We start from the raw sequence: 25,481 nt of genomic DNA, 5'->3' as shown, positions 1-25,481 counted from the left end.
GTATCATTAAACTTCTCGCTACTTATCATAGATATTCCTGATTAGTTCCGTGTAGACATTTACTGCGTTCACTATATCGCTTACATTAATGTACTCATCAGGGCCGTGCGCAGATGATACGTTGCCAGGTCCGTAAGTCAGGGAGTCAATACCCATGTTCTGTAGGTAGCGGGTATCCACTGGAACCCTAGATATTGTAACCTTGGGATTCATGCCGAGTACGTTTTTCACGGCATTCATAAGCTTTGTTAATAGCGTTGATTCTTTGCTTATCGCGGGTTCAATCTTATTCACAATGTGGACCTCTACCGTAGACTTAATGTTGTTACGTAAATTATCAATGCCGCTCATTATTTCGTTAAGCGCGTGTTCGATGCTCTCGCTTGGTAGTATTCTTCTGTCTATTGAGAATTGAAAGTAATCAGGTACGAGATTACGAGAAACACCACCCCTGGCAAGCCCTCCCAAAGTAATGGTTGCTCTCTCACCCATGAATTGCCTACTCTCAACCTTAGGCTTCAACTCCTTAATTAATGCATAAGCAACCTTAATGCCATCCTCGAAGGCGTTGGTTCCATACCACGGTTGTGAGGCGTGGCTTGATACGCCTCTCACAATAACATCTAATTGTAGTATCCCCATACTACCTATCCACACGGTGTCAAGTCCCGTGGGCTCGGCAACAATTGCGTAGTCCGGCTTACGAATCTGGTTAATTAAGTAGCCAACGCCACTTTCACCGCCAATCTCCTCATCGGGTGTGAAGGAGAATTCTACACATCCATGAAACTCCCCTAACTCACTAAGCCGTTCTGCCAGTAGTACTAGGGCTGTCACGCCACCCTTATCATCAGATGCGCCCCTACCATAGACCCTACCGTTGATGAGCACGGGCTTGAATGGTTCTGTTACTAACCAACCACTTCCTCCAGGGACCACGTCATAATGCGCATTAAAGTGAATCCTCTTATCCCTGACATTACACAACTCAGCCAGTAATATGTACCTTGGGTAATCCGCAAATTCGGGGTAATGCTCCTTAACGACTGATTTAGGAACCTTAATAATTCTCGTACCTAATCCATAACTAGTCATTAAATTGTCCAGGTAAGTAACTACCTCTAGGTAATTTTCGCCAGGCAGTGCTACCGTCCTCACTTTAATTAAGTCCATCAATACATTGACTACCTGTCTTATGAGTTCACTCATTCCTCACTTAACTCATTGTATATTGCTAATAATTCCTTACCAACAACACTCGGCGAATGCCTCTGAGTAACAATGGCCTTAGCCCTAGCACCAAGTTCCATGGCGTAATCGGGGGAGTTGATTAACTCCTTAACGCTATCCAGGAAGCACTTAATGTCATTAACCTCGCATAAAATGCCGCCATCACCAACGACCTCGGGTACCGAATCCACGTTAGATGCGACGATGGGTATCCCCATACTCATAGCCTCGAGTGCCGTGAAACCATAAGCCTCGCCCCTGGTTGGGAAAAGAAGCACATCAAACTCAGCCATTAACTTAAGTAATTCATCCCTCCTCATTGGATTGTGATACTCAATGCCCTCGACCCTCCTTGGGCTTTTACCAACATAAACCTTCCTAACACGCCTTGGTAATTTAGACATCACATTCTCCGCAATGTCACCACCCTTCCTATGGTACTCAACGCCTACGAAGCCCACCGTTATTTCATTATCGATTTTCCTAAAGCTCGTCCTCATTGGCGGTGGCACAACCCTAACGTCCCTAAACCCCTCCTCCTCAAGACCCTCCTTACTCCATTGAGTCCAGGTTATCATTACCACGTTATCCCTATTAAATAGGTACCTAAACGTCTTCACGGCAAGCCTATACAGCGTACCTTTCCTTGACCTGCCTATGTACTTTTCGAATAGGTTAAATATTGGTTGATCGATTTCCTGAACCCACGGTGTGCGCGGTATGAATAGGTTTAGGAAGAAGGCATGCGTTAACCCCCTCAGTTTAAGGGAATATACTGGTTCTATCAACGCCTTAAGAAACCACTTAGTCGTTGTGTCCCTGGTTATGTAGAAATCGTTAGATGATGGTGATAAGTCAACGGGTTCATTAATGACCCTATAATCAACGCCAGGCGGTGGGTTTTCAAGTCTCAACCTAATTCCAGTCCTTATCTCCCCAGAAACCCTATTCCTACTTACAATAATGTTCACAAGCATAAGATGCGTCGTAAATGAGTAAACCAGGGCTATTATAAATATTAGTCTCCTTCATTCAGGTTAAATGTTCTAATAATGGTATTGAAATAGCTCTCGGGATCGCCAACACTAAGCCAGGAATCATCACTAAGTAGTAATCCATAGACCTCACCACCGCTGTTAATCACATTCTCAATGCCATACGTCAATTCAAGCTCGCCATTCACCCTGGCTGACCTAAGTCCATCAAATATCCTCCTATTAAATATGTAAACTGCCGATATGGCAATATCGGACTTGGGATTACTAGGTTTCTCTTCGACATTCAGCACCCTAACTAAGCCATAGCCATTATACATCCCCTCACTCCTAACAACCGCAATGCCATACCTACTGGGATTATTAACCCTCCTGAGGAATAACACGGCGTCTGGCCTTAACTCCTCAAACAACTTAACCCCTTCTAGGTACCCTTTTGTTAGGATGCCATCATCTGCGTGGACGAAGAATGGATCGTTATTAACGAAGTCCTCGGCCCTAAGCACGGCATCGCCAAAGCCAAGGGGCTTCTCCTGAAATGTGAATGATATTTGCGCCCTTAATGAGTCAGTGAATAGCTTATCCATTAGGTAATCGATTAGTGGCTTTCCATTCCTACCAACAACAATTATGAACTTAGAAACACCAACCTCCTGAAGACGCGCTATTATTAAGTCAATTATAGGGATTAACATCGGTGTTTCATTCTTACGTATTAACGGCAATAACGCCTTCGGCATTATAAGTGTCATGTTCCTCATCCTCGTACCAAGCCCGGCCGCGGTGATGACAGCCTTGGTAATCATCAACAGGCTAGGTTTATGGTGATAATATATAAGTATTTCACTTTCGATATCAAAGATAGTCAAGCAATGAACCCTTCCTTCTGGTGTATCCTTGCTTATTGCCTCCCTCCTTACCTAAATTAATTGTTGATGGCTTAACCACCCTACCCTCCTTAGTTAATCTCCGGGCCTGCTCAATTATCGAGCGGGCGAGCTTATCCCCAAAGCCCCTAATCATGCTTATGACCCTTGGATCAGCATTGGCAATATCCTCGACACTCTTAAATCCAGCGTTATACAATGCCCTAGCCCTGGCCCTACCAACACCCTCAAGGTTCACCACCAGTTCTATCAATTCATCCTTAACTCCATAGGTCAGCCTCCACTTAAGTAGGTTCAGCCTCTCCTCATGCCTCCTCATACCCAATGCACCAGCTAATCTGGCCACGGCACTTGCCAACCAATCCATTAAGTCGCTATACACCCTCAAATCGCCAGGCCCCACGTCATAGTTCTTATATAAATCATCCTCGGAGACCTCGTTAGCCCAGTCAAGGAGCATCACCGCAGTCTTTACTGTGGATAGGTAATCCTCAATTTCCTCATCCTCAAATTCCCCATTCTCAATCTCATCCCTGGTGATTGGCGGTTTAATTAATAGGTAGTCCCAATTATCAAGCACTAGCTCCAGGTAGTCATCAAACTCATTCCTCCTAACCCTAAGTCTCGGCACCTCAGGTGACTGAATTATTAGGTGAGTGTACCCGAGGTCATTGGTCTCATCCCTAGCCTTGAGACCACGGATGTAGGTATTCGCCGTGTATGGATCCAGGTAAAGGTTATTCAGTAATGAGCCTAAGGGTGTCGCTACCACATTATCGTTTCTCCTCTCAAGGAACCCAGACTCAACTAAGAAGTTAATTACATCATCAATCTTCCTCTTCAATAAGTCTCTGAGGAATTCATTTTTCTGGAAACCACCTTGAACGTAGCCCAGGGTCGATGATACGAACCTCATCACATCATCGATACTTGAGGCATAACCACTGGCTATTGCGGAGAGTATGTGCGTGGCTAGGTTCTTATCCGTCAAGAACTTAGACCTAATATCCTCAACCCTGGCACTTATGTAATTCCTAATTAAGTAATCGATCTCATCCTCACTCCTAGCAATGAGCACGGCCTCTCCATATGGGTCAAGCCCAGGCCTACCAGCCCTACCAGCCATCTGCTTGTACTCCATGACTGGAAGCTCCTCCATGCCAATGCCGGGTTCGTACCTCCTATACTCATGTATAATAACCCTCCTTGCCGGTAAATTAACGCCAGCAGCCAGCGTTGTTGTCGCAACAACAGCCTTAATCAGCCTATCCCTAAAGGAGTTCTCAACAATAGACCTGGCGTCCATGTCAAGGCCGGCATGGTGAAACGCGACGCCGCACTTAACAACCCTCGCCAACTCCTCACCAAGTAACTTGGATTGAGATGCCTCGATTATTGAGTTGGAGATCTTCATTAATGTGCCTGGTTCTATGATCTTTGCCCCATAATTACATATGTAATGGGCTATTTGCTGAGCCAATTTAACGGTGTTTGACCTTGAATTCGTGAACACGAGCGCCTGACCACCGTTGACTATCGTATCCATTACAAGCGAAAGCACTGGGTTCCCAAGGTCCTTAATTAGTGCCCGGGATCCATCTGAGTAGTAAATGACACCATCGTAGTACACACCCTCTTTGAGCTTAACGGGTCTCCAGTCAGAGACCACGAGGTCTGCGTCGAGGTAGTTTGCGATTTCCTCAGCGTTGCCGATGGTTGCTGATAGAGCCAGTAATTGGGTACTGAGACCCAGTGCCTTTACCTTAGCTATTATCGACTCTATCGTTGGTCCCCTCTTATCATCATCGATGTAGTGAATCTCATCAATAACTAAGACACCGACCTGCCTAAGCCACTCAGCCTTATGTCTCAGTAGGCTGTCGAGCTTCTCGTACGTTGTAACCACTATGTCGTAATTCATGAGCCAGGCATCCTCCTTATCATACTCGCCAGTAGTAACGGCGATTCTAACACCGAGTTTCTCATAAATCCTCAAATCCCTAGCCTTCTCGTAGGCCAAGGCCCTCAGTGGAACGGCTAATATCGCCTTGACACCTTTAGTAAGTACTGCGTTTATCATTGCCAGCTCAGCCATCAGTGTCTTACCGGTGGCGGTGCTTGTGCACATGACGATGCTCTTACCATCAAATAAGCCCTTACGCACGGCCTCCTCCTGTGGTGGATAAAGCTCCTGAATACCCCTCTCCCTAATTACGAAGTCCCTTAGTATGTCTGGAAGTGGCAGGTCAGCGACACGCAACTTAACCAGCCAGGTAATAATTCCCAACAGGATTAATAAAGAGTTTAGGCTAGATTAAACGCACAACTCATGGGCCTCAACACCGATGTCCCAAGTACTTGGCCAATTATTGCCGAACCTATCAATGAGGTATGGCCTTGCATAGTCAGGCCATGAACCACTAATCACGTAATTAACCACCGCCAATGCCAGGGCGGGCCCCACCTCGGCTCCATAGCCATTAAACCCACCAATTAACAATAGGTTTTCAGACCCAACAGTACCAACCACGGGCCTCATGTCCGGCGTGATTTCACAATAACCAAACCTAGACCCAATAAGCAATACCCTACCTAGCCTGGCCCTGACCTTACCCCTAACTTCATTCAGGAATTCTCGATCAACACCTCTATCCCTACCTGGCTCAGTAACTTTGGAATTACCATCACCACCAACGATTATCGAAAGTCCTAGTTTGTTTAGTGCATTATCAATCCTTAAGCCGAGGGGCCTCACGTAAATATTAAGTACATAATCATAAACTATGGTGCTAATCCCCCTGCTAATGAATGCGGCTGCCTGGCATTTATAGGGTAATAATGGTACATTTAAACCAGCATTCCTAATCATTATGGAGTTCCAAGCACCTGAGGCAAGAATTACATAATCTCCTTTCAACTCGTTATCATTTATTAAAACCCTAACATCATGATCACTGAACTTAATAGTTGCCGTACCATTAATGTAATTAACGCCGTCGATTTTATGAACTCTATTCATCAATGATAGGTAATTAACGAAGTTATCACCATTAGTACTGAAGATGTAAATCTCCTGATCATTAACCCTCTTAAGTCCATATTCATGAACATCACTAATTACACGCACTTTAGCTCCAACCTCATACCACATACTCATTATATGTAATGCGTCATTATAACATGCTTCCGGAATTATGGTGATGGACTCCATGGGCCTTAATACATCAACCCTTAACTCCCTGGATAATTCCATATATACATCCTCACTGATCCTCGCCAACCTAATATCCTCAGGAAATCTCAGTAACTTTGAGTGAATAAGCGGAAACCTTGGTTTTTGAAGACCTGAGTTAATTAAAGTGACGTTAACGCCCCTCAATGAGAATAGGTGCGTTAGTACAGTCCCTATAACTCCCCCACCAATTATTATGACGTTCATTCCAGGGCTTAAGCACTTAATTATGTATTAAGTATTAAGGTCCTCACAGGGTATCTCATGAACACCGATGTTGCTTGGCCGCGTAATAATTAATGCATGATCCCTTAAACCACGGGCATGCAGTAATTCATTTATGCGTTCCTTAGACGGTTCAAAATCAAATATCCCAAAGAGTGATGGACCAGCACCAGCAAGGGCTACACCGATCGCCCCGGCCTTTAGTAATGCCTCCTTAACCGCATTGTAGTGCGGGTAAAGCTTAGCCCTTACTGGCTCAACAACTGCATCACCCATTAACGCCTTACCCAGAGCTTCCCTATTCCCAGTGATTAGTGCGTAAACGAGCATTGACGCGTAAGCTGAGTTATTCTTAAGGCTATTCATGTCTACGGCATTAGGCAATAACTTACGCATCTCCTTAGTACTAGGCTTACTACCCGCCATGACAATCACAACCCAATAATTATCGGGTAGGTCAACCCTGACAAAGTCCCCAGTCACCGGGTTAATAATTACTAACCCACCCAATAGGGATGCCGCAACATTATCCATGTGCGGAGTACCCGCCGCCGCAACTTCACCAAGCGCCGCAATCCTAATTAACGACTTATAATCAAGGCCAGCATTAAGTAGTTTATTCAGGGCGTAAGCCATCGCCGCGGCATCAGCGCCACTACTACCCAGCCCACTTGCAGGCTTAATATTCTTCTTAACTACGACATGTACGTGAAAATCTATGCCCATAATTCTCCTAAATTCCTCAATAACGGGATAAAGCGTGGTGACCTTATAGTCACTGGGTAAGTAATGCGCATAATTGCCGATGAATTCTACACGGTCTTCTCCTCGGCTTAATTCGATATAAGCATCATCATAAGGTTCCATAATAGCTAATGACATCACATCAAATCCAGGCCCTAAATTGGCTATAGAGGCTAGGCTTCTAATGCATATCGACATCGATGCAAAGTATAATGCCTATTTATAATTATTAACCTAACAACCATTATCTATTTATCCAGCCATTAAAGAATCACGCCCTCAATCATTCCATAGCCGGGGTTCCCGCCAGACATGTATGAAGTATCAAGTAATTCCGTTGGGTATAATAACCTAATGCTTATATTGTTATCCCTAATTATATTCGCCCAATGGGCTTTACAGGTTACGCTCTCAAGTATTAAGGCGTCTGGTTTATGGCGCATTAAATCTTCGATCTTCTGCCTAGTTATTTCCCTAGCAATGTCTGGGTGCCTATCTGGGTACATCATGCCAGCTCCACAGCAGATATCGGCTGTATCTAAGCCCCTTATCTCAAGACCTGGTATCTTGCTAATGATACGAAGTATTGCGTCATGGGCCTTAGCCGCATTCATTAGGTGGCAGCTATGCTGTATTGATATCCTCATCTTAACGGGACCAAGCTCACCAACAAGCCCAACCCTATCAAGGAGTTGTAAGGTATTCATAACCCTCTGCCTAAGATTTAGCTTCGCATTAAGTAATCTCTCATACTCAAGCCACTGCGCCTGACAACCACCTGAGTCTGGAACAACTATGTAGTCTATGCCATAGGCCTTATCATACTTGTCAAATACATCGATATTGTGCCTCGCAAGTTCGACGGCCTTATTAAACATGCCCATGTGCATGTATGGTGCACCGCAGCACTTGAATTCCCTGGGTACCACGACTTCGAACCCATTCCACGTTAATACCCTAATTGTGGCGTAGACTAGGTGTGTATGGGATTGCCAGGCAACGCATGAATTGGTCACGAATAATAGGACCCTACCCCTGACGGGCTTATCACTCGGTACTCTAAACACCTTGCCGAGTACATCATCAAGTCTCTCCCTATCCCTTGACCTCGCAAATCCCTTCATATGACTTGGTATTCCAGGTAGTGAATTGGATACGGACAGCGCCAGTTTTATCGCCATCGGGCTTTCAAGAAGTTTGAACCCGGTCCTTACATGCCATGGATATCCATAATTTATTAGTTTATCACCCAGGTAAGCGTATGCTGCCTCAAGAACCTTACTATACTGAACGCCTGATGGGCATGCAGTCTCGCACCTCCTACAGATCACGCATGCATCAAGATGCTCAAGTAAGGTCTCAGTGGGTTGCAACTTACCCGTTAACAACGCCTTGACTAGGTATATCCTACCCCTTGGGCTGTCCGCCTCGTTCCAGGTAGCCCTGTAGGTTGGGCATGTTGGCAGGCAGAAGCCGCAGTGTACGCATTTATAGGCTTCATTAAGCCCCTCCTCAACAAACCTCCTATACAGGTCATCACTACCCATTATAGACCACCCACGAACCTCCCAGGGCTCATTATACCCAATGGGTCAAAGACGGATTTTAGCTTAGACATTATGTCTAGGTTCTGGTTAAGACCCCAGACGTCAATTCCACGCTTAAGTTCAGGGGGTGCCTTCAAAATCATTAAGTAGCCACCTAAATCACCCACCTTACCCCTAATCGTATTCAATGTGTTAACGTCGATACTATTAATGCCTAGATAAGCCTCACCAATCATGGGCATCTTAACCAGGTAATCACTCGGTAATTCCCTCAGGGCATTATTCAACCTTGCTTGAGGAGTCACCACCTTAATAATAACATTATAGTTATTGAATAGTTCATCCATTGACGTTAGCTTGTACCATAACTCCTCAGCCTCATTACCGTAGAATACATCAAAGCCCGAAACCTCACTCAGCTTACCCAGTCGGTATTCCACCTCCTCCTTAACACCTTCAAACCTAAGGTACATTGTGCCGTTAACGACTATGGCACCGTAGGGCTTCAACCTCCTTGTTATGAATAGATCAAGCTCCTTATTTAGTCTCGTAACGGCTATTACATCGGGGATTGCAGCAATCCTAGACATAACCTCATAGATTATACCCAGGGAACCGCAGGAACCAATGAAGAGCCTCTTCACGTTATAGCCGGCCACATCCTTAATCATGCCGGTACCCCACCTAACCACCGTCCCGTCAGGCATTACGGCCCTAACCCTAAGTGTTATGTCTCTCGTGGTCATGAACGTATAAGCCAACGGACCAAATAAATTGCATGAAAATACGCCACCAATACTTGAGCGACTTGACAGGGGTGGGTCAATAGGTAATCTCCTACTTACCCTCCTCAACGTCTCCTGAACCTCATTAAATGATGCACTAACGCCATAAACGCCAACCATCTCCTCCGGGTCAGGCTCTATGACTCTATTTACACGGCTTAGATCGAGTGCCACGTCATAGGACTTGGGTATATTGCCTATGAAGGTCTTAGACCCATTAACTATGGGTATCACACTTAGCTTCTCCTTACTTATACCCCTCATCATTGTACTAAGCTCATTAACATCCCTCGGGTACAACACAACCTTGGGCATTAGACCGTCAATAACGTACTTACTCGTCGGCTCCCTAATTGAATCGTTACTAACCTCCCTCTCAATACCCTTAAGCGCAGCCTCAAGCGCCATGTAATCACCTCGGGAATATCTTGCCAGGGTTCATGATACCCAACGGGTCAAAGACTGACTTTATGTTCTTCATTACGTTCAACTCATAATCAGTATAAAGCAGACCAATAAGATGCTTCTTGTAGTACCCAACCCCATGCTCGCCGGTTATTGTACCACCAATCTCAACACACATCCTAAGTATCTCATCCTCAGCCTGCAAAGCCCTCTCCCTCTCGCCAGGTCTCCTCTCATCATACAGTATGAGCGGGTGCAGGTTGCCATCACCTGCATGGAATACATTGGCAATCCTAAAACCATACTTATTACCAATCTCCCTAATCCTGTGCAGGGCCTCCGGCAATTTCTTCCTTGGTATAGTGCCATCACCAGTTATGTAATTCGGGCCTACAAAACCCATGGCGCCAAAGGCCTGCTTCCTCGCATTCCACCACCTATTGGCCTCAGCCCTATCTTTAGCGAGCTTAACCATGTATGCGCCTGAGGACTTCAGTATCTCAATTATCCTACTGGCCTCGGCATTCGTGCCAGGTTCGGAACCCTCAACGTCAATTAGGAGTATGGCCTCGGCATCAGTGGGTAATCCACCACCCCATGGACCAGCTTCAATCGCGTTAACCGCTATCTTATCCATGAACTCAAGGGCCACGGGCCTAATCCCAGAACTTATGATTCTAGATACAGCCGTGCCCGCGTCCTCCACCGAGTTGAATGCGGCTAATATGGTCTTAACAGACTCATAATTACTAACAATCCTTAAAACAGCCTCTGTGACTATTGCCATTGTACCCTCAGAACCGCTCATAATACCAATGACGTCATAGCCAGGGTTCTCAACAACCTTACCGCCAAAGAACCTAACCTCACCATTGGGGAGAACAACCTTTAACCCGCGTACATTATTAACCGTAACACCATACTTAAAGCACTTAACACCACCCGCATTATGACTAATATTACCACCTATTGTTGAGACCCTCTGACTACCTGGGTCAGCTGGGAAGTAGTAACCAAGGTCTATTGGGTATTGATAATTAAGCTTAGCCAGGGCATCACTAACCCATAGGTTAATGACCCCGGCCTCAACTGTGGCAGTCTCATTCTCGACATCAAGCTCAAGAACCCTATTCATCCTGGTCAGGGAAATCACAATACCACCCTCAATGGGCAGAGCACCGCCACTAAGGCTTGTGCCTGAGCCACGGCCAATAATGGGTATCCTATTCTCCCAGGCAACCCTAACGACCTTAGCAACCTCCTCAGTGGATCTGGGGAAAACAACCACATCAGGCTTAGCCGTATATACGAAGGAACCATCAGCCTCATAAACCGTCAACTCAACATCATCAGTAATAATATTATTACTACCAACAATTCTCTCTAACTCAGTAATAATATCTTTAGTTATTCCCATATAAGTATGTATAGATAAATATTTAATAAATATTGCTTAAATGATATTTTATCTATAGTTATTAATTAATAATAAAGATTTATATTTTTATTCATGTAAATAAAGAAATAAATAATCACTTATGATTCATTTTTAATAAATTTTTTAATGTGCCATAATTATTATACCTTCTTTGGTGGCTTTGGTATTTTCCAGAGCAATGGTATGGCTAATAATGCGGCTATTATACCGAAGAGTCCGGACACTATCATGGTATTTATCCAGCCCAGTGCTCCGATCATTATTGCCGTGAGTACGCCGCCGTAAATTGCACCACTGCCCTTAGCAATTGCGTAGAGTAAGCCGTAGTTATTACCTGACGCGACCTCACCGTAGAAGTAACCAACAGCTGCCGGGTTAACGGTGTATATTGATGCCCAGGTCAGTATTGCCAGAGCTACGGAGACTACGAATCCAATTTCATTATGAACAATACCAAATAGAATACTTAGCAGCGTGAATACGCCGGACAGGGTATAAAATAGGATTAGCGTCTTAATAACGCCAATTGCATCAGACACGACACCAGTTATGAATTTACCTAGCCCAGCCATTATTGAAGAGCCAAGCGCTGCTGCCACGGCAACAACTAGGGCGAAGTGGAAGTAGAGACCGTATTGAACGGCCTTAGAGACTATGGTCAACCCCTCAGATGCTACTAGGAGGAATGTTATGACTAATATCCAGAATTGCCAGGTCCTTACGGTTTCTGAGAACGTGAATTGGTAATCAGTTGCGCGTATTAGCTTTGACCTTGAGGCTTGTGGATTATACGTGGGTGGTCTCCAGCCCTTCGGTGGGTCCTTCCTCATTAGGAATGCTGAGATGAGTATTATCACGAATGAAACAACGGCAAGACCAAGCATTATGGATTTAAACACGGCGATCGGGTGCATTTTTGGCAATACACCAATTAATAGTATTATCGGTATTGAACCCCAACTGAACCCAGCTGATATTGTGCCGGCCACGGTAGCCCTATAGTCGGGGAACCACTTATTGGCTACTGTGACGCTGTTATTATAAACAATGCCAGCCCCAATACCACCAATAATCGCATAGACCCATAGGAGGAGTGCTGGTGAGCCAAATATGGCTGCGAAATAGCCAATACCAACGAGAAACGCCGCTATTAACTGGAGGAACCAGGGACCATACCTATCCCTAACAAAGCCCGCGGGCCAACCAAATACTGACTCTAGAAAGACGTTAACGGTAAATACCGTGCCTAGGAAAACAGCACCAATGTGGAAGAATTGGGTAACATCGTGTGAGAAGGCGCTGAAGGCGTACTCATACGGACTTATCATGAACATAGCCAGGAAGGCCCCAATAAAGGCAAACCACCTACTAAAACCAAGTATTTGTTTATCAGTTAATTGGGAACCTCCTGTCATATCATTAAGATTATTATTTCAATAGTTATAAATATGTCTAAGAATATATTCAATAATAATCCTTGTAAAGTAAATATTCATAATTTTTGATGTTTATATATCATGAGAAACGATTTTAAAAATAAAAAATGTTTCATATTTTTTCAAAAGAAATGATTATTTTAGCATTTATATTTTAAATTCATTGATCAAATAATTGTATTGATAAAAATTACTTTGATTTTAAATCGAACATACATTATCATTTATTTAGTGGATGCCTTAGTGACTTCTGGATATGGTAATTCCCTTGTTAGTGGTATTAGCCCTGGTATTAACCACTTCTCCCACATCTCATCAACCTTCTTCTGTATATACTCAATATCCTCATCGGTCAGGTGCTTAAACCTTGTCTGTCTTCTCAGGTACTCCTTAACGGGCTTCCTCTTAATTTCGCCACTTGCTATCCTAGCGCTAGTGCTTGTTAACCTGAACTTGCCATCCTCTATCTCGAAGAGTGGCCATATACCAGTCTCCACCGCTAGCCTACCTATTTCATGGCTGTACTTGGGGTCGTAACCCCAGCCCTTCGGGCATGGGTCTAGTGTGTGTATGAAAGTGGGTCCACCAATCTCTAAAGCCTTCTTTACCTTGTTGTATAGGTCTATTGGGTCTGCGGCTGTTGCCGTGGCCACGTACCTAACCTCCGGGTGTCCCACAGCCATCATTGCGGCCATGTTCTTCTTCCACCTATACTTCATTATTCTTACTTGCTTACCGCTTGGGCTGAAGGTTGTTAGGGCTCCGTATGGTGTCATTGTTGTTTCTTGAATATCTGTGTTTGCGCTGGATTCATTGTCGTACATGAGTATTAAGAAATTGTACTTAGTGTGTGTTAATGCATTTGAAACCTCGGAAAGTCCGGCATCTGCGCAGCCCAGGTCGCCGCATATGCCTATCACGTTAATCTTCTCATTGGGTAGTTTGCCCTTCTCTATGAGCGCCTTAAGTGCTGCTGCTGTACCAACTACGGCAGACCCAGTGCCGGATAATTGGGTGTGTATCCAGGGTAATGCCCAGGCGGTTGTGTAATAGGTCGTGTTAGCAACGTACATACAGCCCGTAGCCCCAATGACAATTGTGTTAGGGCCTGCTGCCTTGGCTACCCACCTAAGTACCATTGCCGATTCACAGCCCTGGCAAGTCCTATGGCCTGCATCGAAATACTCTGTCTGAGCCATCATTAGGAGGTCCTTGACTGTCCTAGCGAGCTTGATAGAGATTGTCACGCCCAATCACCCCACCTCTTCCTTATAAATTTTTCTTCTTTTCCCATTTTACTCTCTAACTCCATACCAAATCACCCTTTGCTCAACCTTACCTTTTCTAGCAGCATCCAAGGCCATATTGAACATATTAATCGCATCATTATAGGTAATCTCCCTACCACCGAGCCCACCGATAAAGTTCATCATCAATGGTCTACGCTCAGACTCGTATAGCGCACTCCTAATCTCTGTGAAGACAGCACCACCATCAAATGGTGAACCGAATGAGTAGTCCCTATCCACCACAGCCACAACCTTAACACCACTCAGGTAGCGTATAATGTCCTCGGTTGGGAATGGCCTGAACCACCTAATCCTTAGGAAGCCAACCCTCTCACCCTTAGCCCTCAGCCTCCTAACAGCCTCCTTAATTGGCTTGGAAACGGTCCCCATGCCGACCATGACTACGTCGGCGTCCTCAACCATGTACGGCTCAACGAATGGGTTACCATAGTCCCTACCGAAGATCTTAGCGAAGTCTCTATAGGTCTCCTCAATCACCTTCCTTGCATTCTTCATAGCCTCATCCATCTGCTTCCTAATCTCCGTAACCCAGTCCTCGTTGACCTGCGGTGCAACACTAATTACGTTGCTTGGATGTAGCTTCCTGTTGCCCAGGTCGTATGGCGGTAAGAACTTCTGAACCTTTGACTTAGGCGGTATCCTAAACACGTGCTCACTATGCGTCAGGAATGCGCCATCCATTGATATGCCCACTGGTAGCATAACCCTCGGGTCCTCAGCAACCCTATACGCAATCAATGTGGTATCTAGAGCCTCCTGGGCAGTGTCAACCCAAACCAGGAGCCAGCCCACGTCCCTAACCATCAACGCATCATTGTGCTCAACTCCGTATGCTCCAGGGTCATCAAGAGCCCTATTACCTATTAACGCAACCACTGGATACCTATCGGTGCTTATGGCCACGATAGCCTCAATAGCCAATAACCAACCAACACCGCTTGAGCCAACAAATGTCCTCGCGCCAACGGCTGACGCGTGTTTGACGATTTCGAACTGGTCATGCTCATGGGCAGCCACTATGTACTCGGCCTTCATGTAACCGTCAGCTATTAACTTAGCCACAGTCTGCATGACGCCGCCGTAAGGCCTTATTGGGTATGCCGACGTCACGTCAACGTCAGCAAGCATTAATGCGTAGGCGACAGCGTCAGTGCCCGTACCAACGACCTCCACTTCCTCATCTCCCTTAAGCACCGCCTCAAGACGTTTTGTCTCAAGTGCGGAGACGGACATGCCCCATCACCTCTTTCTCACACTTATTATTTGTGCCTTTGGTAATAATGACTCAAACCACTTCCTATAGGCTTCCCTATTCTCCTTCCAAGCCCTATACTCATCAATGAACTTTCCATAGCCATCCTCAAACTCCATCTCATCAACCATAATTATCGTGTCAGGCACTGGGCATACCTCAGCACACACTCCACAACCCTTGCAATAGGCTAGTACTGGGTTGAAGTAACCGTCTGGTGTTACGTCAAATACAGAGTCTGGGCAGTACTCCCAGCATAGACTACACTTAATGCATTTATCGAAGTTTACCACAGGCCTATAATGCTTGGCAGTGCCACCGGTGAAATACGGGTTCCTCTGGTTCGGCTTTAAGCCAGGTATTGCACCGCCAATCATCATGTCCTTCCAACCAGGTAGGTGAGGTGGTTCGTACTTATACGGCAGACCCTCGCCAGGTTTAACCTCCCTTAGCTTAACGAGTGATTGATAGGCCTCCAAAGCCCTGTTAACCCTCTCGCTGGGCTTATCAAGGCTCTCCAGATACCTCTTAACATCGTCAATGGTAAGTACGTTGGGCATTACCTTAGCAATGGCTCCAAGGACCCTCTCCACAGTTCCATCATCTGGGAATGTCCAGAAATCGCCAATGCTCCTCTCGCCATAAACCACGACTAGGGTATACGGTGAGTCCCTAGTAGGTATGAACTTGAGTAGTTCATCAGGGCTCCTCTTGGAAACCACGATTAATAACCCACCAGCCCTCAACTTCAGGTGGACTGGTTGAATACCCTGCCAAGCCCAGGACTCAACACCCTTAAGTATTGTGTCGTCAAGCACTATCGAGACATCCACATAGTCAGGCTCAACCCTCGCAGCCTCAGCATCAAGAATCTCCTCATTAGCGCCCTTAGCCACTACCACGAAGTACTTAGCCGGTACACCATCCCTCTCTGGATCATCACCATATCTCTGGTAAGACAATGCGACATTACCTGCCATCCTAGCCGCATAAACAATTCCCCTGGATAGATTCCTCGCCAGGTGCCTCTGGTGTATTCCCCTGTAGATGATCTCTATCGTGTATATACTTGGAGCTTGAACAGACATTTTAATCAATCATTAATAATATTGTACTTTTAAAGCAATGCCTTCCTAGGTATACTAAAAATAACACATTCGATGCGTGGTTTACGTGGACTCCGGTTTATAAACAATAATATATACTATATATAGATTTACGAAACCAGTTGATTAATTCGTTCTCTGACCCTGGCCAGGGCCTCCGCATTCTCCCTGAAATCATCCATTAGGTTGTTTACGAAGTTCTCATCAATCTCCTCGGGCCTAGCTAGGGCTTCCTTGACCATCTCCTCGAGTGTGGCGCATCTTCTGAATACGTAGTACATGGCGTCAATATCAGCATCGCTTAAGCTTATTATCCCGACTTCCATGGCCTTGGAAATCACGCTCCAACCCCAATCACCTATGGTTCTCTCCTCAGGAACATCTATGTTTGTCTCCTTCAGTCTTTCAAGTAATTTCTCCACCGTAAGCGTCACGGCATTTCTTAACCCAGTAATTATTGCATTTAACCTATCAATCACAACAATGCTCAAAAACAAATGAATATAAGTATTTCGTGCCTGAATAAAAGCAGTTTAAATAAGCACCCTCTTAACGTAACCCGGCTTCGGCATGTAAATATCACCTGACTTAAGGAGCATGTTTATTGCCTTATCCACCGCCTGCCTATCAAGACCAGCCGCCTCAGCCTCCTTATACAGGTCCTCAATCTTAACAGGCTTACCACCACTCGACTCCTCTAACTGAGCAAGCAGGTTCATGATCAATGCCATCCTCTCCTGGGCAGACTTGGGTTTGCCTGTCATTATAATGTCAATGTCTATCTTCCCAGACTCAACATCAATACCAACACTACTCAGGTACTTCATGAAGAGCCTAATGGCCCTATCGGCATCCTCAGCCTCAACCACGGGGCTAAGCCTCATCTTAGCCTCAGCCTCAGAAAGCCTGATCAGGGCCTCCAATTGCCTTGCCGTTATTGCAATTGGCGAGTCTGGCTCCCTGGACTTAGCCCTCATCTGCACGTAGAACTGAACAATCCTCTCCCTAGCCTCAGGCGTCAGCACAGGCTTGACGTGCTTACGGGCATAGGCAATGTACTTCCTAAGTAGGTCAGGTGGTACTATGTCCGCGAAGCCCTCGGGAACCTCACCAGCATGTAGCGTGGTTATGTGCTCCGCAATTGCCTTATCCCTATCGAGGTTTGGCTCATCCCTAATGATGAATATTAAGTCAAACCTGGAGAGCAACGTCACTGGTAAATCCACGTTCTCAGCCACAGTCCTATTGGGCAGGTACCTGCCAAAGGCTGGGTTGGCCGCGGCCAGGACACTGCACCTAGCATTTAGCGTCGCCACAATGCCCGCCTTAGCTATGGAGACCGTCTGTTGCTCAAGGGCCTCGTGAATCGCGACCCTATCCTTAGCATCCATCTTATCAATCTCATCAATGACGGCCACGCCCGTATCCGCGAGCACCAACGCGCCAGCCTCCAGGTAAAACTCGCCCGTGTCCTTCTCACGCACTACGGCGGCGGTTAAGCCAGCCGCTGAGCTACCCTTACCCGTGGTGTACACTGCCCTGGGGGCTATCTTCGTGACAAACCTCAGCAACTGCGTCTTAGCCATACCTGGGTCGCCAACGAGTAGTATGTGTATGTCACCCCTAACCCTAATACCGTCTGGGTAAACCTTGGGCACACCGCCGAATAATAGGCATGCTATTGCCTCCTTAATGTCCTCCATGCCGTATATCGACGGCGCTATTGACTTGATTATCCTCTCCCTAACGTCAGGCATCTTCGAAAGCTCCAATATCCTCTTCTCATCCTCAGGCGTAATCTCAATCTCCACCAACTCCCTCTGCTGACTCTCCACGTAATTAACCTCCATGAAGCTGGAAACAACGGGTGGCCTACCCTTCTTTAGATCGGATAGGTCGAGGTTCATGATACCGACCAGGTAAACCCTATCGCCGGGCTTCACCGTGTCGACTAAGTCATCAAGCAGTATCGCCTCAATACTCCTCGGCAACTGGCCCGGCGGTAGCTCCTCTGGCTTCTCCTGAACGATTATCTTCTGCCAATCAATGAACTCACTCCTCTCCTCAACAAACACCATACTATTCAATGCACCACACTTGGGGCAGCGCTTAGGCGGTTGGACGAACCCAGTGGTTGGCTGTGGAATCTCAACCTCATAACCGCACTGTGAACACCTAAACACGGACTTCCTGAGGTAGTGCTTGGGTGGTGTCTGCCTCGTTATTATGCCCTCAACCATTATCAACTTACCCAGGACCTCACTCCTCAGTCTCCTAATGGGCAGGGACTCAGGGAGTCTCCTAAACCTCATGTAGAAGTTCCTAACCGACTTAGCCAGTTCAGGATCCCTCTCAGTTATTGCCTGCCTAACTGCCTCGGAACCAGCCTGAATAATCAATTGCGGCCTCTCCAGGAGCATATCGGCGAGGTCCTTACTGCTGATTAGTAGGTCGTGAAAGTCAATCACTAGGGACCTCTTCCTCTGTATTATCATGTTATTAATCTCATCAACATACTTATCACTGGACTCAATGAAACCCCTAAGCCCCTGAATCAGTGAGTCGAGACTAACCTCTGCGGTCTCCGGCGTCGTCATTGCAATCCCACCACTGCATTGAGGAATTCCTTAATTATTGGTGCGATGGATTTAACGAGCTCCTCCTCCTCAATAGTCAATTTATCCAGGAAGTCCCTCGAGTCAGCAATACTGGGGTTAACGGATAACAGCGTGAGTATCTTCCTAAGCCTCAACTGGGCGAGCTCCCTCAACTGCTGGGCATAAATCCTAACGCTTTTCTGGTCACCGCCAACCATGCTAAGCCTAGCCCTTACGTAGAAGTCCCTGGGTAACTCCCTCAACTCGCTGGGAGCCCTGTTCTCAAGCCAAACCCTCTTAAGAATCTCCTCATTACCGACCCTATCCTCATCAAGTAATGAAGCCACACCACGCTTAATTAGGACCTCAAGCACGTTGGGCGGTGCATTAATCACAGAGCCGGCCTTGGCAGGGGCAATGCTGATTATGCCTAGGTCAACCCCATCCACGTCCCGCGTCAGCACAGCCCTAACACTCGGCATTAAGTACGAAAAACCCATCAAAAGTAACTACCACAAACCAATTAAAAAGGCACTACAGGAAAAGGATAAGTAATATGGTAAGAACTTAAGGAATGAAGCAGCGGCGATCCAACCCCATCACATCCTCAATAGCCCCTTCAATCTCCTCAACAGTGATAGGCCTACCTAACCTAATCGTAGTCCTACTCCTCCTAACAGGGATAAGCTTAACAACACCCTCACCCTCGTCATAGACAACCCTAATTAAATCACCAACCTTAATCCCGAGCCTCCCCTAATGCCCGCGGGTATCGTAACCCGGTAATCCCTAGTAACCTTAATAATAATCTCAATCATAATAACCAAGACATAGCTAACTACTTAAACATTTATTCATTACACAGCAATGATTTACTAGGTCTAGAATTTGACTGCAAGACCCATCACCCTAATTGCTGAGACTTAGTGACGTCCATATAATCAACCTCAACCACATCCCTAGGATCAACACCGAGGGACTTACTCAGGCGGTCAAGCACGTCGCGGGCATAATCAACATTAGCACCATAGTTAGAGAGGGCGGATAATTGAAGACCGGAGTGGGCAATAATCCTAACCTCAGTCTCGGAATCACGCTCAATAACAAGGGTCATGCAGGATAGGTAATGACCAATCCTAAAGAAGAACTTCTGCCCAAACGCAACGGCAACCCTAGGACTCGTACTTAAAACCGTGAAGTAAACATTGGACGCAGGATCATAATCCCTAACTGCATTGGCAACGGAATCAAAACCCGCAGGGAAGACGGCCCTAATACCATGAGCCAAAACCCTACTACTCATCAAACAAGCATGAACCAAGTAAGCTCTTAAAGATATCTACCACATCGTTATTCCTGGGATCATTAAGGGCTTTATCAATGGCGGAGTGAAGTCTTGAATCACCGTACCCATAATCACGAAGAAAATCCTCCAGAGACGGAACCACAAAAATAAACCGAAAATAAACATCACCATCCATATACCTCAAGACACAGTCATAGTATACGAAGGACCCCACACGGATTCCCTGCCCGCAATTCATGCTCGGTTTATATAGCGAAAACTTAAGGGGGTTATTAATGAGACTGACAATATTACGCCTTAATTTATCGAAGGCACTATCTGCATCATTGGAGTCGGAATCACGCAGAATCAACACCCAGGTAGATGACCCATGGACGGAACGTAACTTACTAATTAGGAGCCTAACATTACCATCAAGCCTATCCTTACCACCCTCAATGATGACAGGAACGTAAGAAAGCCGTTTACCGTCCACGATGTGCCTAATAATGAAGTCCTTATCCCTGGGATCCTGGTCCTTAACGTCACACTTAACGTTTATCTTACTGATCAATTCCTTAATAAATTCATAATCGTGCTTACCCTCACATAGTATAATCAAAGCATGGCTAGGGACCCCTGAGGTCTGACTTGAGTTCATCCATCTCTTCATACGCCTCCTCACCACTCAACTGCTCATAATCAATACTACCATTAGGCATCAAGTAGAGCCTAACAAGCTTAACCCTACCAAGGACACCGCCTTTTTCAGCCGCTCTAAGCAGGTAGTCGAGGAACTCAAGTGACTGTGTTGCCATCACGAACTGAATACGATCAAGGAACCTGGGCTCAACCATGTACTTAGTAATCACCTCCATAAAGCCAGGGTGTAAATGAGCCTCTGGTTCATCAATCAGGGTAACGTCAACGCCCATGACAATAAGACCGAGCATCCTAACCAAGGCCTTAAAACCATCACCCATCAGGGCGTAGGGTACGGAGACCCTACTACCATCAAAATTAAGAATAACTTGCCCACCCCTATAATCATAGAAATAACGAACCTCCTTCCTCAATAGGTCAATCAATTCCGTCTGCTTATCAGGGGGTAAATCATCTATTAAAAATGGGTGTAACGACAAGTGCTGAACACGTATTGGTTCAACACTTAACTTTTTACTAGTGAGAATAATCCGACCTCCCGAAATAACTTTCCCCAATTGAATATTTAATAATCTCCTGGCTTCAGAAGAACTCAATCCTAGTTCCTTTAACTTACCAATTATATCTTCACTAACCCTTACTTCACTTAAGGGTAGTAATGCAGCATTGAGTAATTCACCATCAACATACGTACTTACGAAAACGGCATTCACTAACACATCATCTACACGATTACTAAGTACGGAAATCACACCATCAACAAACTCCTTAAACGCCTCAGTAATATCCTTACCATCCTTACGTTCCCGTAATACTCGACGAAATGCCTCAATAAGTATTTTCTGAGATGTCGGTGTTAATTCAGTAATTGATCTAATGATCTCTCGTACCGCGTTATCACGAAGATCACCCAGCCCATTAATGCCCCTGATCACCCTCACCTCAATACTATGCTTCATGCCCTGGCTAACCACATCGCCGGAAACAACCGCAACACCTTTATTACTCCTCAAATTAATTAAGTACCTGCTCCTTAACCCAAGGTTCGAAAGCACGTCAATGCTGGATGTTATTACCCTAAAATTGTTAATTGATGAGAGGAGTAATGTAATGGCTTCCAGTGCCGTGCTTTTGCCCGTGTTATTCCTACCAACGAATATCGTGATATCGCCAAGTTCGATATCAAGCTTAGTAAAGGGGCCATAATCCTCAAGCGACAACCGCCTTAATACAACAACCACAGAGTAATTACAACAACGTAGTTAAAATACCTTTTGAGGAATTAGGGCACGGCATATACGCCCCTGGTTGCGGCAAAGGCGTAGATGGGTATTAAAGTGATGATTATTACTGGGACGTGGGTAGCCGTGTAAAGGACGGCTGAATCATTAGACGTGGGTGCTGAAGTACTTAAGCGCAGTGGGAAGCCTGTGACGTCATATATAAAGCCGAGCTCGCCGACGGGCATGACAAGGCATAGGGCTAGGTAGACCAGGGACTGAAGAAGAACCCTCCTAAAATTAAGCCCAAACTCCGCATCATCATCCCTGAGGAACTTGGTTATTAGGGCGAAGCCGATAACCGAAAAGCAATAGGAATAATGAGGATCCAGGCAAACCAAGCCCATATAACAAACGGGTGTAATTCTGAGGCATGTCAACACTAAACTTTAGATTCAGGGATATCCACATCACTATTGTGTATAGCTCACGTAGTATTGCTATACGTGGGAACCACTGGGTACAAAATAAGGGAATCTAACCAGGACTAGGATTGGGAAAGGTTGATAAGGGAAGTGCTGGTGAGTAAGTAATTGGATGAGCTTCTCCCGTCCCCACTGAACCGGTGATGTAAACCGGGCCGACGGTGATTAATTAACAATCCTTAATAATCATCTAACCCCAGCTCATCACCCCCTCAGCCTAGGATGCGCCAATCACCACCGCTCAATGCCTAAAATGCCTCATTAACCTTGTCCAGGAATTTTTCAAAATAATACCAGCGATATACATATTAGTTAGGATTAAGATAAGGTAACTTAGTGAACCGAACAATGAATAAGAGGGGACTCATAATCATCCTTAGCGTGGCTGCCCTATTCGCCGCCGTATTACTCACGTACTTACTCCCATTGTACTACGAGCCTGCCTACCTCACGGTTAAGCTAATCTTTCCCGTCACTAAGTATCCCAACGGTACCACCGTGGTTAATCCAGTGCTACAATTTGTCAATGGCGGCTTAGCCGTATTGATGCTACCGAATGGGTCTCAGTACGTATTCAATATAACGAGTGTTAACGGGTTCATGAGCCTATACAGGGTGATGCCTCAGGCATTTATCAAGCTCAGTGGGTCCAAGGCCATCGTCCTGATCATACCGAACGCATTCAGGGGTTGGGTTAGGGTAAGGGGCGTTAACGTAACACTAACGTACTACTTCTACAATTACACCGTCATAAATGGCTCATCCCTAGAACTCACGTACCTACTCGATAATCAGGTATTGCAGGAGTTAAATAAAACGGATCCAAGTCTCCTCAAGTACGTGCCCTACGCCATAAACGTACTACTAGCGAAGCCCAGTGAATACGGTGATAACATAATTGAGACTGCCGCTATTAAGTGGATTCTTAAGGACATGCTTGGTTTAATACTAGCTAAGTCTGATCAGTATGTTCAGTATGAGACTGACTGCGTATTAAATATTTACTGGGCCACGGGCTGGATAAACGTCGGCGGCATACCTGGGTACACCTTCTACAACAAAATAACCATTGGCGGACAAGTATGGAGTGGCCGGGGCAACTTAGCGGCACCACAAATCCCATTCTCACCACCGGTCTCGTTTGTCCAGGTTAAGGAGTCAACGGGTTTCTACTTCGGCATTAATGAGAATGGTTATGGCATCTATGGGCAGGTTGCGACTGGATCAGTTACCTGGGACCTATACCCAGCGGGTATTTACTACGTTACATCGGGCACGGCAATACTCAACTCACCATCAAGCTCCGGTTGGCTGTCTATCTGCGGTTAATGAAGATCTCATTCTCATGTTTAAAATTCAAATTAAAATCCTCATTATACTCATACCCATTTTACTACATGAATTACCCCGGTACTTTACCCAAAGATATCCCCTTAAAATTGCCTTAACCTGGTATCATGAACCACGCCCTACCTCTCCTTATGAAGCGTTTCCTAGTCTCCTCGGCCAGTTTCCTAACCCTGTCACTACCCACGATAATTCTACCCTCGATTAATGCATTTAATGCCAGTGGGTTCATGGCATTAACCATCCTGACCAATTCATCAAATGTGTAGCCCAATGCCTCAATACGCCCCCTCTTGAACCTGAGGAGAAGACTGATTCTGTCCGGTATGGGAATGCCCCTGAAGGCGTCGCTGATCACTAGGACATCAATGTCGCTCCAGGACCCGTTTAGATTCCTCGCCGCTGAGCCGTACAGTATAATAGCCTCAACTGGTATTGCGGATGATATGTCGCTGACGTATTTCCTTAAGTCGCTAAGCCAAGCTCTCTTAGTCTCTCCCTCACCCACGTTATGATTGCCTCGGCAGCCTTAATAGCCCTTTCCGCAACTTCATTATCATAATACATCGCGGGGTATCCACTTTCGAAGGAGTTTGGGTACCTTGCGGGTATGTAGTGCCTATCCAACTCCCTAGCCAATGGCATCAATCCCTCGATATTGTACCTATCCCTAAGCATGTCAAGGAGCTCAACTATACTATGCCCCCACGCGCCTACGCCAAGCCCGTGAAGCAGGGCCTTAACGGCCTTTTCAGCAGCCTGCTGGGCCTGGAAGCATGCCCACTCATAGTAACCACCAGCCAAGCTACCCCTAGCGGCGTCCAAGTCCCTGAGGGACTGCCTAAGCCACCTCTCAGCCTCACTCAACCTATCCACAGCCACTCACCTTAAGGCTTGTATTAAAGGGTTATTAAACCCGCAATGCATTACTCATTGATGAGGCACGTTTGGGTTAACGCCAGGATTGGTAGCGTTGACTTGAGTAGGGTTATTGAGGTTAAGGCCCTGGTAGACACGGGCGCAACCTTAACCGTGATACCACGCTCACTGGCCAATGAGCTTGGCCTGGTGATTACCGGCAAGTCTAGGGTTGAGACTGGGGCTGGGGTTATTAAGGTTGATAGGTCTAGGGCCTGGGTTGAGGTTGAGGGAAGGGGTGAGGTCGTCCCAGTGCTTGTTTCCGACGTAATCGATAAGGTCCTAATCGGCGTAACCACCCTTGAGGTCCTCGAGCTCGAGGTCGACCCAGTGACCGGCCGCTTAAGGGAGAGGACATTACTCCTATACTAGGC

At 46.0% G+C, this 25,481-nt stretch carries 24 protein-coding genes; 2 read left to right on the top strand and 22 right to left on the bottom strand.

Annotated elements, in window-relative coordinates; all coding sequences use genetic code 11:
- Nucleotides 1–18: 18 nt before the first annotated feature.
- The 20 genes from VDIS_RS02600 to VDIS_RS02505 all read right to left on the bottom strand — a co-directional run bounded on the left by VDIS_RS02600 (nucleotide 19) and on the right by VDIS_RS02505 (nucleotide 22,764).
- A complete protein-coding gene (locus tag VDIS_RS02600; RefSeq protein WP_013335657.1) occupies nucleotides 19–1,209 on the bottom strand; it encodes a M20 family metallopeptidase in 1,191 nt (396 codons plus the stop codon).
- Nucleotides 1,206–2,207 carry a glycosyltransferase family 4 protein gene (locus VDIS_RS02595; RefSeq protein WP_013335656.1) on the bottom strand — a complete coding sequence of 334 codons (1,002 nt, stop codon included), beginning with the start codon at nucleotides 2,205–2,207 and terminating at the stop codon, nucleotides 1,206–1,208. Before VDIS_RS02595 ends, VDIS_RS02600 begins: the two co-directional genes overlap by 4 nt.
- Nucleotides 2,208–2,248: 41 nt before the next feature.
- Complete coding sequence (locus VDIS_RS02590; RefSeq protein ID WP_013335655.1) at nucleotides 2,249–3,031, bottom strand: nucleotidyltransferase family protein; 783 nt, start codon at nucleotides 3,029–3,031, stop codon at nucleotides 2,249–2,251.
- Nucleotides 3,032–3,080: 49 nt separating this feature from the next.
- Nucleotides 3,081–5,372, bottom strand: coding sequence for a DEAD/DEAH box helicase (locus VDIS_RS02585; protein ID WP_013335654.1), 2,292 nt, complete (start codon nucleotides 5,370–5,372; stop codon nucleotides 3,081–3,083).
- A 54-nt stretch (nucleotides 5,373–5,426) separates the two neighbouring features.
- A complete protein-coding gene (locus VDIS_RS02580; protein ID WP_013335653.1) occupies nucleotides 5,427–6,551 on the bottom strand; it encodes an NAD(P)/FAD-dependent oxidoreductase in 1,125 nt (374 codons plus the stop codon).
- Between the two features lie 27 nt (nucleotides 6,552–6,578).
- On the bottom strand, nucleotides 6,579–7,511 hold the full coding sequence (locus VDIS_RS02575) for a homoserine kinase (protein ID WP_013335652.1): 933 nt from the start codon (nucleotides 7,509–7,511) through the stop codon (nucleotides 6,579–6,581).
- A 65-nt stretch (nucleotides 7,512–7,576) separates the two neighbouring features.
- Nucleotides 7,577–8,860, bottom strand: a complete 1,284-nt coding sequence (locus tag VDIS_RS02570; RefSeq protein ID WP_013335651.1) for a (Fe-S)-binding protein — start codon at nucleotides 8,858–8,860, stop codon at nucleotides 7,577–7,579.
- Nucleotides 8,860–10,053 carry an FAD-binding oxidoreductase gene (locus VDIS_RS02565; RefSeq protein WP_013335650.1) on the bottom strand — a complete coding sequence of 398 codons (1,194 nt, stop codon included), beginning with the start codon at nucleotides 10,051–10,053 and terminating at the stop codon, nucleotides 8,860–8,862. Before VDIS_RS02565 ends, VDIS_RS02570 begins: the two co-directional genes overlap by 1 nt.
- A gap of 4 nt (nucleotides 10,054–10,057) precedes the next feature.
- The gene (locus VDIS_RS02560; protein ID WP_013335649.1) at nucleotides 10,058–11,467 is read right to left on the bottom strand and encodes an FAD-binding oxidoreductase; all 1,410 of its coding nucleotides are present in this window, start codon (nucleotides 11,465–11,467) and stop codon (nucleotides 10,058–10,060) included.
- A gap of 161 nt (nucleotides 11,468–11,628) precedes the next feature.
- Nucleotides 11,629–12,903: an MFS transporter gene (locus VDIS_RS02555; RefSeq protein WP_013335648.1), complete on the bottom strand. Its 1,275-nt coding sequence runs from the start codon at nucleotides 12,901–12,903 to the stop codon at nucleotides 11,629–11,631.
- A gap of 245 nt (nucleotides 12,904–13,148) precedes the next feature.
- On the bottom strand, nucleotides 13,149–14,123 hold the full coding sequence (locus VDIS_RS02550) for a thiamine pyrophosphate-dependent enzyme (protein ID WP_216086148.1): 975 nt from the start codon (nucleotides 14,121–14,123) through the stop codon (nucleotides 13,149–13,151).
- 96 nt (nucleotides 14,124–14,219) lie between these two features.
- Nucleotides 14,220–15,467, bottom strand: coding sequence for a pyruvate ferredoxin oxidoreductase (locus VDIS_RS02545; RefSeq protein ID WP_013335646.1), 1,248 nt, complete (start codon nucleotides 15,465–15,467; stop codon nucleotides 14,220–14,222).
- Between the two features lie 6 nt (nucleotides 15,468–15,473).
- Entirely contained in the window at nucleotides 15,474–16,574 is a 1,101-nt protein-coding gene (locus tag VDIS_RS02540) for a 4Fe-4S dicluster-binding protein (RefSeq protein WP_013335645.1), read from the bottom strand.
- A gap of 128 nt (nucleotides 16,575–16,702) precedes the next feature.
- Complete coding sequence (locus VDIS_RS02535) at nucleotides 16,703–17,071, bottom strand: hypothetical protein (RefSeq protein ID WP_013335644.1); 369 nt, start codon at nucleotides 17,069–17,071, stop codon at nucleotides 16,703–16,705.
- A 54-nt stretch (nucleotides 17,072–17,125) separates the two neighbouring features.
- Entirely contained in the window at nucleotides 17,126–19,189 is a 2,064-nt protein-coding gene (gene mcm / locus VDIS_RS02530; RefSeq protein ID WP_013335643.1) for a minichromosome maintenance protein MCM, read from the bottom strand.
- Nucleotides 19,186–19,689: a DNA replication complex GINS family protein gene (locus tag VDIS_RS02525; RefSeq protein WP_013335642.1), complete on the bottom strand. Its 504-nt coding sequence runs from the start codon at nucleotides 19,687–19,689 to the stop codon at nucleotides 19,186–19,188. Before VDIS_RS02525 ends, mcm begins: the two co-directional genes overlap by 4 nt.
- Before the next feature lie 404 nt (nucleotides 19,690–20,093).
- Entirely contained in the window at nucleotides 20,094–20,492 is a 399-nt protein-coding gene (locus VDIS_RS02520; RefSeq protein ID WP_013335641.1) for a hypothetical protein, read from the bottom strand.
- Nucleotides 20,485–21,147 carry a hypothetical protein gene (locus VDIS_RS02515; protein ID WP_013335640.1) on the bottom strand — a complete coding sequence of 221 codons (663 nt, stop codon included), beginning with the start codon at nucleotides 21,145–21,147 and terminating at the stop codon, nucleotides 20,485–20,487. The genes VDIS_RS02520 and VDIS_RS02515 overlap by 8 nt, the downstream gene beginning before the upstream one ends.
- Entirely contained in the window at nucleotides 21,104–22,378 is a 1,275-nt protein-coding gene (locus VDIS_RS02510) for an ATP-binding protein (protein WP_013335639.1), read from the bottom strand. Before VDIS_RS02510 ends, VDIS_RS02515 begins: the two co-directional genes overlap by 44 nt.
- Nucleotides 22,379–22,419: 41 nt before the next feature.
- Nucleotides 22,420–22,764 carry a hypothetical protein gene (locus tag VDIS_RS02505; protein WP_013335638.1) on the bottom strand — a complete coding sequence of 115 codons (345 nt, stop codon included), beginning with the start codon at nucleotides 22,762–22,764 and terminating at the stop codon, nucleotides 22,420–22,422.
- Nucleotides 22,765–23,178: 414 nt separating this feature from the next.
- Here VDIS_RS02505 and VDIS_RS02500 point away from each other — a divergent pair, with 414 nt between their 5' ends.
- Complete coding sequence (locus VDIS_RS02500) at nucleotides 23,179–24,171, top strand: hypothetical protein (protein WP_148678187.1); 993 nt, start codon at nucleotides 23,179–23,181, stop codon at nucleotides 24,169–24,171.
- A 115-nt stretch (nucleotides 24,172–24,286) separates the two neighbouring features.
- On the opposite strand, the gene VDIS_RS02495 is transcribed toward VDIS_RS02500, so the two are convergent.
- Nucleotides 24,287–24,697, bottom strand: a complete 411-nt coding sequence (locus VDIS_RS02495; RefSeq protein ID WP_013335636.1) for a nucleotidyltransferase domain-containing protein — start codon at nucleotides 24,695–24,697, stop codon at nucleotides 24,287–24,289.
- On the bottom strand, nucleotides 24,655–25,065 hold the full coding sequence (locus VDIS_RS02490) for a HEPN domain-containing protein (protein WP_148678186.1): 411 nt from the start codon (nucleotides 25,063–25,065) through the stop codon (nucleotides 24,655–24,657). Before VDIS_RS02490 ends, VDIS_RS02495 begins: the two co-directional genes overlap by 43 nt.
- A 60-nt stretch (nucleotides 25,066–25,125) precedes the next feature.
- Between VDIS_RS02490 and VDIS_RS02485 the strand changes: the two genes are divergently transcribed.
- Nucleotides 25,126–25,479 carry an aspartyl protease family protein gene (locus VDIS_RS02485; RefSeq protein ID WP_013335634.1) on the top strand — a complete coding sequence of 118 codons (354 nt, stop codon included), beginning with the start codon at nucleotides 25,126–25,128 and terminating at the stop codon, nucleotides 25,477–25,479.
- Nucleotides 25,480–25,481 lie beyond the last annotated feature (2 nt).

The organism is Vulcanisaeta distributa DSM 14429 (assembly GCF_000148385.1).
In the GTDB taxonomy this organism is placed as follows: Archaea; Thermoproteota; Thermoprotei; order Thermoproteales; family Thermocladiaceae; genus Vulcanisaeta; species Vulcanisaeta distributa.
The sequence above is the reverse complement of the archived record's forward strand: the minus strand, read 5'-3'. Positions and strand labels throughout refer to the sequence as shown.